This window comes from Gloeotrichia echinulata CP02, assembly GCA_038087035.1.
GTDB classification, from domain to species: Bacteria; Cyanobacteriota; Cyanobacteriia; order Cyanobacteriales; family Nostocaceae; genus Gloeotrichia; species Gloeotrichia echinulata.
The window spans coordinates 3,868,546-3,881,828 of record CP051187.1 but is presented as its reverse complement, the minus strand read 5'-3'; the positions used below and the strand labels follow the sequence as shown (position 1 = coordinate 3,881,828).

Annotated in this window: 11 protein-coding genes; 1 reads left to right on the top strand and 10 read right to left on the bottom strand. The window is 39.8% G+C overall.

All coding sequences use genetic code 11. The features are described 5' to 3' along the window. Window positions 1-35: 35 nt before the first annotated feature. The 7 genes from HEQ19_17090 to HEQ19_17060 form a co-directional block, all read right to left on the bottom strand. Entirely contained in the window at window positions 36-230 is a 195-nt protein-coding gene (locus tag HEQ19_17090; protein ID WYM03467.2) for a hypothetical protein, read from the bottom strand. 3 nt (window positions 231-233) lie between these two features. Beyond that, the gene (locus tag HEQ19_17085; protein ID WYM00955.1) at window positions 234-1,496 is read right to left on the bottom strand and encodes a nif11-class peptide radical SAM maturase 3; all 1,263 of its coding nucleotides are present in this window, start codon (window positions 1,494-1,496) and stop codon (window positions 234-236) included. Between the two features lie 22 nt (window positions 1,497-1,518). Then, on the bottom strand, window positions 1,519-1,668 hold the full coding sequence (locus HEQ19_17080) for a hypothetical protein (GenBank protein ID WYM00954.1): 150 nt from the start codon (window positions 1,666-1,668) through the stop codon (window positions 1,519-1,521). Window positions 1,669-2,067: 399 nt separating this feature from the next. Then, the gene (locus HEQ19_17075; protein WYM00953.1) at window positions 2,068-2,499 is read right to left on the bottom strand and encodes a Nif11-like leader peptide family RiPP precursor; all 432 of its coding nucleotides are present in this window, start codon (window positions 2,497-2,499) and stop codon (window positions 2,068-2,070) included. 874 nt (window positions 2,500-3,373) lie between these two features. After that, window positions 3,374-4,855 carry a calcium-binding protein gene (locus tag HEQ19_17070; protein ID WYM00952.1) on the bottom strand — a complete coding sequence of 494 codons (1,482 nt, stop codon included), beginning with the start codon at window positions 4,853-4,855 and terminating at the stop codon, window positions 3,374-3,376. 178 nt (window positions 4,856-5,033) lie between these two features. After that, window positions 5,034-7,610, bottom strand: a complete 2,577-nt coding sequence (locus HEQ19_17065; protein WYM00951.1) for a tetratricopeptide repeat protein — start codon at window positions 7,608-7,610, stop codon at window positions 5,034-5,036. A gap of 621 nt (window positions 7,611-8,231) precedes the next feature. Then, window positions 8,232-8,543: a hypothetical protein gene (locus HEQ19_17060; GenBank protein ID WYM00950.1), complete on the bottom strand. Its 312-nt coding sequence runs from the start codon at window positions 8,541-8,543 to the stop codon at window positions 8,232-8,234. A 747-nt stretch (window positions 8,544-9,290) separates the two neighbouring features. Here HEQ19_17060 and HEQ19_17055 point away from each other — a divergent pair. Continuing rightward, window positions 9,291-9,671, top strand: coding sequence for a hypothetical protein (locus HEQ19_17055; protein ID WYM00949.1), 381 nt, complete (start codon window positions 9,291-9,293; stop codon window positions 9,669-9,671). Window positions 9,672-10,217: 546 nt separating this feature from the next. On the opposite strand, the gene HEQ19_17050 is transcribed toward HEQ19_17055, so the two are convergent. From HEQ19_17050 to HEQ19_17040, 3 genes are all read right to left on the bottom strand, one after another. Continuing rightward, a complete protein-coding gene (locus tag HEQ19_17050; protein ID WYM00948.1) occupies window positions 10,218-11,000 on the bottom strand; it encodes a peptidylprolyl isomerase in 783 nt (260 codons plus the stop codon). A 305-nt stretch (window positions 11,001-11,305) separates the two neighbouring features. Further along, window positions 11,306-11,497 (bottom strand): hypothetical protein, encoded by a 192-nt coding sequence (locus HEQ19_17045; protein WYM00947.1) that lies wholly within the window; start codon window positions 11,495-11,497, stop codon window positions 11,306-11,308. 92 nt (window positions 11,498-11,589) lie between these two features. Further along, a complete protein-coding gene (locus tag HEQ19_17040) occupies window positions 11,590-13,134 on the bottom strand; it encodes an HlyD family efflux transporter periplasmic adaptor subunit (GenBank protein ID WYM00946.1) in 1,545 nt (514 codons plus the stop codon). Window positions 13,135-13,283: the final 149 nt, after the last annotated feature.

The following is a 13,283-nucleotide window of genomic DNA, read 5'->3' as shown; positions in this document are numbered from 1 at the left end:
TCCAACAGCCTCTTAGACCGGGAAAGGAATATGAATTAAGAATTATCACTATTGAGCGTTTCGCTTTTATCCAGGCTTTGCTTTGCTTTTAACAGGACTTTTAAATAAGTCAGTTGACTCTTCCAAGCTGAACGCGGAAGTACAGCAATATTCTCTGATGCATCTGGCGATAACTCTAAGCCTGTTGTTTCAGTTTTAATTGTGGCATTTGCTGAATTTTCTGTCATCATTTATTACCTCTCTAAGATGTAAGAATTTTCTGCTTCTTCCTGCCAATTTTGCGACCATTGAATGCTATCAGCACTGAAGCGTAATGGGTCATTTTCTGGCAAAGGTATATCTATAGGCTCAACAATTAACTCAAACTCACCATTGTCAAAAGGTAATCCTTGTGCTTTGATTTTAGGAACAACACGTTCTCTCAAACCACGTTCAGCTTGGACAAGAGAGCGATAATGACAGTAAGGATTATTCCCTCTTTTATCAAAGAAAACATGGGCAGTCCAACTGCAACCCCCACGGCAAATTTCGGCGAATTCGCAAGTTTTACAAAAGCCCCACAAGTGATTTGTACCTTCTGCTGTTCCTGCGCCTAAATTCAAGCGCAACTCTGGGGCATTTTCAATGATGTCATGCAAAGAGCGATCGCGAATATTCCCACCTGTGTAAGCCGTAGTCGGTAATGAGGGACAACCTTTAATTGCGCCGTCAGCTTCAATTCCCAAAGTAGAAAGACCAGCACCGCAACCTTGCCAAAATGAGAATTCATGCTCGTTACCTCGTCCCCGCAACAGCCTTTCATAAGGGCCGTAGTAACCAATATTATTTCCCGCCTGGACTTGGACACCTTCGCGGTAGGCGCGGCGAACAACACGAGCCAGCATCGGGTAAATATCTAGCAGTTCATAGGGTTGGAGCAGAATGTCTGCGTTATCTGCTGCATTCCCCATTGGTACCGTCATCTGAATTTGCCAAGCACGGGCCCCAGCATCACGAATGCATTCATAGATGGAAGGAAACTCTGGCGCTGAGAGGCGGTTAATTTGCGTGTTACAACCAAAAGTAATACCTACTTCTCTCAGATGGCTCATGGTTTTAAACGCATACTTCCAAGAACCTTTTTTTCCCCGCAACCGATCATGGGTTTCCTCCAAACCATCAATAGAAACGGAGACAGTACGAATTCCCGCTGCTTTCATTTTTTGTGCAGTTTCTAAGGAAATACCATAGCCGCCAGTTGTCATACCACAAAGCATCCCCGCTTGAGTAATCGCTTGGGCAATTTCTAGCCAGTCTGGACGCAAAAATGCTTCACCACCAATCAAGGTAACTTCTTTAATCCCCACTTCTGCCATTTGTCTTACCAGATCCAAAGCTTCTTCTGTGGAAAGTTCTTTGGTGCGTTCCTGTCCGGCGCGGGAACCACAGTGACTGCAGGCTAGGTTGCATTTTAAAGTAATTTCCCAAACGGCGTAGCTTTTACGGTGGTATGTCATAGTTCACTCTCCATCTGATTACTTAAATAAATCCCTCTTCGCTGAGGTCTTCAAATTCGCCTGATTCTTTTAATGCCAATATTTTGATGGCAACTGTTTCCCATTCTGCTTGAGAAAAGTGATAGCCTCCATCTGCCATATTTTTTTTGATATCTTCGATTTTATCACTCATTAATTGAGTGCCAAAATCTTCATCTTTGACTAGTTTAATCAGGAAATTCTTGACCTTTTCTAAAATGTCATGTCTAGGGCAATTGTTTTATTTGCTAAAAAAAGTTTTCGATTCATGATTTATAATCCATAATTAACATAACTTTCAATACGGTTCGGTTAAGCCCAAAATCCCGCCCTGCAATAAATTGATTGCTCATAGCTAAACTCAGCTAAAAGCTTACTAGGTAGGCTTTTAACCGATTTCAATCGGTTTAAGCTAAAAGCCAGAAAACAACTACGGCGCTTAACCGAACCGTATTGACATAACTTTCCACGAATTGGGAAAAATTTCTGTTTTCACCTGTTGGTGATTTAGACACCAACAGGTAATTATGAATTATGAATTAGTTGAATCTGATCATTGTAGTTCTTCTGGCGCAACAACTCCGTATAAAGCCTGTACGGGCGGATCAAGTGGATTAATGACTATGCCATATAAGGGTTGTGGTTGCGGCCACGGTTTTGGGTGTGGCTTTGGATACTCTTCAGGAGGCCAATAAATAACCCCATACATTGGCTGAAGACCTTTGAATTTAGAGATAGTTGTTAAACCACCAAAAGCTCCCACTAACTCCTCTTCGCTGAGGTCTTCAAATTCGCCTGATTCTTTTAATTCCAATATTTTGATGGCGGCTGTTTCAAATTCTGCTTGAGAAAAGTTATAGCCCCCATCTGCCATAGCCTTTTTGATATCTTCGATTTTATCACTCATTAATTGAGTGCGAAAATCTTCATCCTTGACTAGTTTAATCAGGAAATTCTTGACCTTTTCTAAAATTTCTAGTGACATGGTATTGTTTCCTCGTTGAATGAGAACAAGTCTATTAGCTTGAGCATTGTGATGTACTACAGCTAGATTTGACGTGACACCTAGAGCTATTACCTGCCGAAACGCTTACATACACTGTTTGACGAATATCACCTTGATCATTGGCAGATGACTTGTCAAAACTTGTAGTTTCGGCTATAATATTTCCATCGTGTGAAACTATCCGTTGAATTACAACTCGATAGTGATCCATGATTGTCCTACCTACTATTGTTTGTTAGAGAAAATAAACAAGTCAGCGGGAGGACAAGGGAGAAAGTGGATAAATAACTATCCTGCCTATTTGAATTAGCTCTGGGAGAACAGAGGCAACTCAAATAGGAGTCTATCCCGGGAATTGCTAACTTTTTTTTGGTAATTTGTTTATGTGTGGGGAATTATTTTTTAATTCCCCACATTTTTATTGTATCCGATTTTGTGTTTAATGAACATTATTTTTCTAGCTAAATTACTAAAAATATATAAGATTATCTCAATATATAAAACCCCAATTTATTAGGTTATATATATAAGCCGAAAGTATCTGGATCTTAATTTTTTAATAATTAAAAGCCAGATTTAATAAGTCCATAGCATTCGCTTAAGTAAGTCGGCGCGAAAAAACAAAACTATATTACGACACGTAAATATGACTGAAATGCTTCCCAATGACAAATGACAAATGACGACCATAACCAGTATGGTTTATTTACGCTGACCTACTTAAGACTCTTTATTTGTTTAGTAATTATGGCTCTTTCACCTAACAGCACTTTTAAATAAGTCAATATTACAAATTTCACGCAATGTGCAACTTTATATTTAGTCCCCTTCTTAGAAAGAAGGGTTAGCGACATTATGTGGGCGGGGTGATAAAAGTACCAGCAGCAAAAGAATTAATGTTAGATGCACTAAATCCTGACACCTGAGCAATCACTTCAAAGTTGTTATTAACTGTAACCCCAATCAGCGTGGTTGGTGTGCCTGTTACGTCATTGAAGGCATAAAATACCAGAGCATCTGGGTTATTCACCTGGATTTTATCTACACCATTCTGGAAGTCAAAAATATCAGCGCGATCCTCAAAACCAGTTAACAGAAAACCATCGCTGAGAAGGAGTTGTCCACCAGAACCACTAGTATAAAAATTAACCTCATTGTCTCCAATAACGAATGTATCTGATTTTGAAGTCAATGGATCGAATCTACCGAGACCTCTAGCCCTCAGAAAATTAGTCTCGCTGAAGGATGACTCTGGTTTACCGTCGCCGTCTCGATCACGGAAGATACCGCCGATTAATATATCGTACTCACCAGGTCCACCACGACCATTAAGGGTGTCGTTGCCGAAGCCACCAACCACGGTATCATTACCCTTACCTCCGAAGAGTTGGTCATTCCCTCCAAAGCCACCAAGGCGGGTATCAATGTCATTAAAAACAAAATTCAAATCATTATCGCCACCATCAATGAGGTCATTGCCCTCTCCTCCTGAGATAGTATCATTGCCACCACCACCAAAGATAGTATCTTCACCTCCTTTACCAAAGAGGTTGTCATTGCCGTCGGGTCTTCCAGAGGTATCCCGATCCCCATAGATCAGATCATTGCCGTCACCTGTGAGGATAAAGTCATTGCCACTCTCCCCTATAAGAGTATTGCCAACAGTTTCATCACCATTATCACCTTCCTGACTAAGACTACCATAGATGGAATCATTACCAAATCCCCCGAATATCCGGTCACTGCCAAGACCCCCAAAGAGCCGGTCATCGCCTTCGCCCCCATCGAAAAAATCATTACCAGAGCTACCGATAGCAAGGTCATTTCCTGCACCGCCGATCAAAATGTCATCGCCAGAGCCACCGAGCAGAAGATCATCGCCACTGCCTCCTAAGAGAGTGTCATTAGCGTCCTTGTCGTTTCCTCCAGTTAGAGTATCATTACCACCTCCCCCCGAAATGATGTCATTACCGTTGCCACCATCGAGAAAATCATTGCCATCGTTACTGCTCTCGGGAGTTTCACCAGTAGAAAGGTTAAAAGCTTGGTCTCCTGAGATGACATCATTGCCCTCACCCCCAGAGATGTTGTCATTCCCTGCACCTCCCACGAGGGTATCATTATCACCGACTGTTCCGAAGCTTAGTTTTCCCCCTCTAATGATGTCATCGCCGTCACCTCCATCAACAAAGTCATTCCCCTCATCGCCATAAAGAAGGTCGTCTCCACCCAATCCCGTCAAGGTATCATCTCCAGCGCGACCGTATATCTGATCAGCATCCGAAGTACCCACCAGATTGGGATCATTTCCGCTGGTTCCTCTAATCAAAGCCATATTATTTGTCTCCTCAAATTTCAAATATTACAAACTTGGAAAAATTTAGAGTTCTTCGATGCCTGTTATGCTGAACTTTTAATTAACCCGTTTTGGTCAAACTGGGAATCAAGAAATAATTGCCCCTATTTTTTGCCTTTAACTGGTGTTAATTGTCATTAATCTCTCCTCCACTCGTTTAAACTTCCCCGTAATTGGGATTGAGTTCTAAGGCTTTTTGAAAGTAAATCTCGGCAGTTTGTAAATTCCCGTTATTTTTACTATTAAGACCCAATTTGTGATTTAATTCTGCATAATGAGCTTGTTTGTTTTTTGAGAGTTTACCTTGGGTATGGAGTGCATTACCTAAATTGACATCTGCCTCAATGCAGTTGGGTTGCAATTCCAAAGTTTTCTGATAGCAATTAATTGCCTCTTCTAACTTACCTTGTTGTTCCAGGGTGTAGCCGAGGTTATTGTAAATTGGTGCTGCATCTGGTCGTAGAGCAATAGCTTTTTTGTAAGCGTCCTCGGCTGCTGGTAACTGTCCATCAAGTTGACGCAAATTACCCAAAGTAAACCAAATTTTGACAGAATCAGGTTGAACTTTTGAAGCTGTACTTAAAAATTTCTCAGCCTCTTGTAACTCTCCCTTTTGCTGCGCTAGCATCCCTAACCCATACAATGCCTCTGGGTGTTCCGGCTGTTGTGCTAAAATTTGGTGATAATACTGTTGAGCTTGGTCGAGGCGATGAGACTGGTGATGTTGCATCGCCAGCCGCAGGGCATCAGCAACAGTGGGTATATTTGTTCTCCTTTGTTTCTGGAAGATATTGAGGAGAAAATCCTCCAGAGCTTTTATTGGTTCGAGATCGTTATATAATTTATGCTTATTATCCGCTATTTGCTGGGAGATGTGTCGGCGATATTCAGCATCTTGAGCGAGACGCACAGCAATTTTGACATAATCCTCCTTACTTGCAGCAATCATCTCTGCGATGCCCATCATCTGCAAAATTGCCGTGGTATGACGACCCCGCATCAACTCTCCTGGTAGTGCAACTATGGGAATGTTGTAGGGAATTGCTTCCAAGGTAGAGTTGCATCCCGACCAACCAATACTATCCAAAAAGATATCTGCAATGGCTGTCACTCCTGCAAATTTTTGGGGTTCCAAAGAAGACAAAAATATGCAGTAGTCTTGATAGTGGAATCCAAATTCCTCAAAAGCATGGCTGAGACGCTGACGAAAAACTTCCGTGACCCATTCACCTTTGGCAAATTTGATAAATACAAATTTACAATTACCTACCTCCTGAGCAATTCTAGGAAATACATCATCATCCTGCGGTAAATATTTAAATAAAGATTGGCAGCACCAGAACATAATTTCATTATCTTTCAGACCGATTGCTTGTTTTTCTATCCTTTCCGGTTGAATTTCTAAAGGAGAGTAATAGATAGATAGATTCGGCAATCTTACCAATTTTTCGGTGTAATGTTGTTGAGCATTTTTGGGTTCCATTAAGTCACTGCTCAAGTAGTAGTCAATTGTTGGTAAACCACTAGTATTTGGGTGTCCCCAAGAGGTAATTTGAATCGGAGCCAATCTTAAGCAACCAAGCTTAACTGTTGTAGTGTCCATCCCCAGTTCTGGAAAAATCAGAACGTGTAAATTGTCTTGCTCAATCAGATGACACCATTGTTCAATTGGCAAAGGACCTTGAATAAATTTGTCAAACGCTTTCGCGGCTTTTACTGTTTCCCGATCCCGTTTTGCATTGGTGTAATATCCAAATAACTCAAATTCAGTTATATCCAGATTTTCTATCCAACCCCTAATGGGAATTCTCCAATTAGAATGATGTTGAAAATATCCAGAAACCAGACCAATACGAATCTTTTCGTTGTTTGCTAAATTAGGAAGAGGAATAGGCTGGCAATTTTGGGTATAGCGACTTGCCATGATCTGACAAATCATTTCCCCATAGCTTCGCTGCAAATCGCGGTCATTTAAGCCTTGATATGCTAGAAAGAAAGGCAATAATGTTCCTACATCTTCCGCCGCATTAGCTCGGTCTTGGGTATTAGCTAATTGATAATAACTAACTAAATTTTCCAGCTGTTGTTGATAATTATTTCGTCTAAGTTGGATTTCCTCAAAGCTGGAATAAATAATTGGCAGTTGACTTATACAAATACCCAATTTAGCCTGAGCCAAATCTGGTTTAAGTGCTAATGCTTTCTGGTAGGATTGGACTGCTTGATCTACCTCTCCTGCTTCTAAAAATGCATTAGCCAGATTGTCATGAGCTTCGGCAAAATCTGGGTTTATTTCTAATGCTTTTTGGTATGATTTAATCGCTGTTTTCCACTTCTGCTGTTGCTGAAATACAGTCCCTAAATTGTTATAAACTAAGGGCAGTCCAGGTTGGATTTCTAAGGCTTTCTGGTAAGACTGGATGGCTTGCTCTAACTTACCCTGTTGTTGGAGTGCATTACCCAAATTGCTATGAGCATTAACATGGTCAGGTTTAATTTTTATAGCTTGCTGGTAGCAGGTAATGGCTTTTTCTAACTGACCCTGTTGTTGGAGTGCATTTCCCAAGTTGTAATAAGCATCAACATAGTCAGGTTTAATTTTTATAGCTTGCTGGTAGCAGGTAATTGCTTCTTCTAACTGACCCTGTTGTTGGAATGCATTTCCTAAGTTTTTTTGAGCCACAGCCAACTCAGGTTCGATTTCTAAAGATTCTACAATATCTTCGTTATTCATAACAATTAAGTTCTAAAAGATTGAGTTGTCTTCTCTCTCTTTCAAGCATTGAAATTATAAATTATCATCACTTACTCCCGAACCGCTGGAAGATTACCGTTAGCGGAGCGTCCCGTAGGGAAATAATTTTGAGCTTCTGCATTCGCGGAGCGTCCCGCAGGGAAGGCGCGTTCGCGTAGCGTCCCATAGGGAACGTAGAGAAGAAGGAAAATTATAGGTAATCTTAGACCGGGAAAGGAGTAATCTAAGTAGCCATCATGAACTGCGTACACCAGAAAACATAAAAAAACTTATTATTCCACTCCTCCCTTGCGTTTAGGGGTTAGGGGTGGGGTCTTATTTTCAAGCTAGGTAGGGGGAGCATCCCTATTTTGCAAAAAAAATACCGAGCGATTATAAATCGCGGCTATACAAGCAAAGCCTACAGACCTAGGCTGTAAGTCGGCGACATCACGCTTGGTTTGTGTAGCCCCAGAATTCTATTCTGAGGGCTAATTTACTTCCAGATGTAAATTATCCTGATGTTTAATGTTTATAAAAGTTGCCCCCACTTGGGGCAACTTTTATTTGAAATTAAACGCTAATGACGCGCCTTGTGGATTTTAAATTAGCCTGTTGCTATTAGTTAGCAGCAGTAACTACCTTCAGACCGATGCTAGCTATTTGTCCAGCAATGCTTAAGTTTGAAGCTTCAACTTCAACCAAACTGTTAGGACCTAAAGCTTCAGCGTCTACCAACAATAGAGTTGAAGTACCTTTAATGGTAGAGTCAGCTTTAATTGTCTTGTTGATATTAGTGTCTTCTTTGATAACGCTAGTGTTACCAAAGTTTATATTGTTGTTTTGGGTGGAACTCAAGGTTTTGGTGAAATTGAAACCACCAACAACTTCTTCGGTAGTAACTTCTAAGTAGTTGATATCTGCAATAATCATTGTTTTCTCCTGAAAATTAACTAGTCTTGTTTTGGTAATTTGTTTGTGGACGCTTTGTTTTTGTCCACATTCATAATATAAAATATCTTTCTCTAAAAGTCAACAATTTTTCCAATTATTTTTGATAAATAAACATGATGCAATATCTCAAATAAATCAAATTAAACTAATCAATAAAACGCTGGATAAAACACAAAAATCTTGGCAATAAACAATCGTTTACTACCAAGAAATTCGATGGGAATTATATACTATTCTAAATATTCAAAACCCTGTTATCTTTGTAAGATAACATCTTTACAGCATTTTAATAAATTAGCAATTCTAATTCATACTGGCATTCAACAAACACAATAAACCACCTATTTATTATTGGCTTAACCAAGTGATTCTAAAATAACTCCACAAATATATATCTTATTTTGATTCTTCGGTTATTTTTATGGAACCCTTGGTTCAAAATGATTGCAACCCAAATCATGTCAGCATTTCCTTTAAAACTTCAGCATAATTCTTTGTCAGCCTTAGAGGATGTTTGAAAAGTTTTGGGCAATGTTGGTGACAACTACACTAGCATTGTCCGCACTTCTCTGCGTTCGCCTAGCGTTTGTCTACGACACGCTCCGCGAACGCAGAGAAATGTGGGTTTTGTCTGTGTAGACGCGGTTTCTAACCGCCAATGTGAGTAGTAAATTAGACTCTCTTTAACCTGCTTTTGTTTTTAGGTTTAGCTTTCAGCTAATCCCCTTGCATCAAGTTTTATATCAAATCCAGGTGATTGCAGATGGTATTTGTAGGGAACACTCCTGTGCCCCTAACGTTTGTCTGTTTATTTCACCGGATTTGATATTACTTAACAATAGAAAGAACGTCAGCGAAAGATTGAGAGCGATTTCCTTCGGTTTGAGCGCCAAAAATAACGCTTATGAAGGTGTCTTTGCCAGTAGCATCAGCTTTAACAACTACTTCAGCTACGTTTCTAGTTACATCACCCAAGCTATTTGTAACGGTATTAACGAAGGTTTGCTTAACGTTAGCCGTAACTTTCTTGGTGGTTGTGAATGTGTTATGGATGTTAACGAGAGAGCCACCAAAGATTTCTTCAGAACTATTTTCCAAGTAATTTAAATTAGAAATGATCATTTGTTTTCTCCTGAAAATTAACTAATTTTTCTTCATTGTTTGTGATCGTTGTGTTTTATTGATCACATTTAAACTATAACTCATTTGTTGTAAAAGTCAACATACTTTTACCAGAAAATACATAAAAACTTTTTATACTAATATCATGAGTAAAATCATAATAGCTCATATTTTTATGCAAAAAAAATGACACAAAAAATATGGTAATAACAAGTAGAGGTTACTACTAAATGCAATATTGATTGCATGATCAATATTGCCTAAGCAGCTAAACACATATGCATATAGGAATCATATTTGATTTATGAAAAAATCCAATTATCTGTAGGTAGGGCTATGCCTTGCTACGTATATTTCAAAAATCAAATATTAGTCCTATAGCAAGGCTTAGGCGAGAGATGCATATTTTATCTAGGGAATTAAGTCATATTTTTCCTATGTTTAATATAAGCATTATTAGACAAAAAAACTTCCTTGATACTAGATAGTAGTGTTAATGAGAAAACTATTTAATGTTGGTGAATAACATGTTTAAGCCTGCTCTAGTAGTTTCTTCTGTGGTGGTACATTGGCGTTTAAGTCTAGCTGAGTAACAATTAACAGACTGTTGACTTGTTGATTTAACCAATTAGAAAACAATTCTGTAATGATTTTGTCGCGTAACTGCTCATCTAACTGCGGTTGAATGACTTCTTCCACCCAAATTAAATAAACTCCCCTGGGAGTTGTAATCGGTTTGAGGATTTCTGGTGGTGTAGCAGCAAATACAGCCGCTGCGATCTCCGGGCGAAAATCTTTGCGGTGTTTAAGTCCTTGATATCCATAAGCACGGCGCTGTTCTGGTTCTTGGATATATGAACGAGCAATTTCTGGAAAATTAATTTCGCCTTCTTCGAGAGCATAAAAAAGCTCTAAAGCTAAGTCTCTATCTTCTAACTGGACTTCATAGGTGACAGCAGCCGTATAATCTAGTTGGTGTTCATAAAAGAACTTTTCAACTTGAGGCGCAAATAGATGATTGGCTAACTTTCTTTTTTCGACGTTATTGTGGACTAATTCTTCAAATTCCTTCACAGATAGATGATGCTTCTCTAGCCAGGTCCAGGTATCCTTAGCTTTGACAAGTTTCTTTTCTAACCGCAGCTTGTCTCCTTCTTCTTGTAGTTCTTCTGGTGTAACTGCAATTCCTGCTTCTTGAACCGCTGCACTAATAATTTTTTGAGTAGCGATGGTGTCCAATACATCAGGAATTTTGCAGGTAAGTTTGAGGCTATGGATAATGTCTGAAGTGGAAAAGGTCACATTTTCTATCATAACAAAATGCCTCCATAAATTAATGGTTATCTAAAACTTAGATAAGATGGAGTTTTGGTGATGTTGTACTTACTATTAAAATTAAAACCTGAGTTTCAAAAAATATCTAGGTCACAATGGTTCTAATACTGCTCGGTTAAGAGGCTGTTTGAAAAGTCGGTCAGGGTGTAAAAAAGCCATCTCAGTATAAGCTGTCAATAGAAAAACAAACCTTACACTGAGAGAGTTACATGAGTAAAGCATACCTCAGCAATTTGACCCATGCCCAAATGAGCCGAGTTTCTCCCGTTTTGTCCACAATGGCTCTATACTAAGACAACAGATAATTCCTTATCAATTCTGGCTGCTAGTTTGTAAGCCATTAACGGGGGATTGCGGTAGTTAGTGGCAGTTTTTGTAAATCCCCAGCGTCTGGCTTCAACTTCTGAAACTCCAAATTCAGCAGCTAACTCGCGGTAAGACCAGCCATGTTTTCTCATTAAGTCAATCGGATGCATAACTTTCTTCCTGTGTATAGTAATGTGTCAAGCTTGAATTAATGGGTAAATAAATTTTGTAATAAGCACTAAAGTGCTGACTACAAAAGATCTCAACCGCCTTTCTGCAGTTTCTTAAATGGATCTAATACAAAGTCAATTACCCGCCGCTGGCGAATAATTACTTCAGCGCTGGCTGTCTGACCGGCGGTTAAGGGAATACGTTTATCGCCATTTTGCAAGTACTGCTGCTCTAAGGCGATTTCCAACTCAAAACTTTCGATGTTTCCTTGGGGTGTTTGGCTGACTTTGGAATCGGGAGAGATCCGAGTCACCTTTCCTGGTACAATTCCATACTCCTGGAAGGGATAGGCATCAAACTTGATTTTGACCGGCATTCCCACCTTCAAGAAACCGCTATCCTGAATCGGTATATTCGCTTTGAGAACAAAGTCAGTATTTTTGGGAGCAATTTGGGCAATTTTCTGACCTGGTTGTACAACTTCTCCCGGCTTGCTGATTGGTAACTCAAAAATCACCCCATCAATTGGCGATCGCACTAATTTTTGCTGCAACTGAAGCTTTAAGGATATGATTTGGCTTCCTGTCTGGGCGATTTGAGATTTTAGCGTCCCAATTTGGCTTTCTAAATCTTTGAGTTGCTGCTGATTTTTAAGAACTGCCAATTTCCCTGTTTGGACTACGCTTTGATAGCTGTTTTCTTCTTCTTGTAGTCGAAGTTTTGCTTGCTGAATATCAGACTCTAATTGATGGATTGTTACCTGTGAACGATTTTTTTCTTCTTGCAGTCGGAGTTCTGCTTGTTTAATATTGGATATGGCTTGTTGATAGAGTCGTTTGCTTTCTTGTTCTTCTTTTCGGAGTTGGTCAACTTGATTCTCAGAAACCGCACCATTGTCCACAAGTTGGCTATAGCGTTGCACTTGTCTAGAATCTATAGTCAAACGACCTTGAGCCGACTTTTGGTCATTGCGCGTGGAGTTAATCTGCTGCTGTAGCTGATTGAGTAATGCCTGTTTTTCTAACTTTTGTAAGTTATAAGTACTTTGTTTAGCATCTAAGTTTTGTTTTACCTGGTTTACTTGAGAGATTTTTTCCAAAGCTTGGGATTGATTTTGTTGCTCCTGAACTCCAAGGGTCAACCGTAGTTGGTTTTTAATCACATCCAGTTGCGCCAATTGATTTTGTAGTCCAGAAAGCTTTGCTTGAGCCTCTTGCAGTTCCGTTCGCAGGATATCAGACTCAAGTTCCAATAAAAGCTGTCCTGCTCTGACTGTAGTTCCTTCTTTTACCCTAACCGCTTTCACACTCCCGCCTGCTTGGGAGTCTAATTTTTGGGTTGAACCTTTAGGTTCTATACGCCCTCTAGCGCTTCCAGTCTCATCTATTTTTGAGAAAATTGCCCAGGGTAAGCCAAGACCAACACAGCCTATCAGCACATATAGCACAATTCGTGTCCAAACCCTAGGTAAAGCATCTAGTAGTTTTTCTGTGCCGTAGTACAAGTCTTTGGTATTAGCTTCTATGGACTGCTCTTCTATCTGTGTAGTTTCTTGCTGATTGCTGTTACTTCTTACATACTCATCCTGCTCATCTTTCGCCAATGCAGATGAGGAATTGGGAGATACATATGGCATAGTTTGATTTCTCAGAATGGTAGATGCACTGGGTGGGAGGGGAGAGAGATTGTCCCCTTGTCTGAATGGCAATAAGTTGAGGCCCCGATGAGGGGAATGAGCAGGAGGATTGTGAATAATTTTCACTACTCCCCATCTCCCTGATTTTC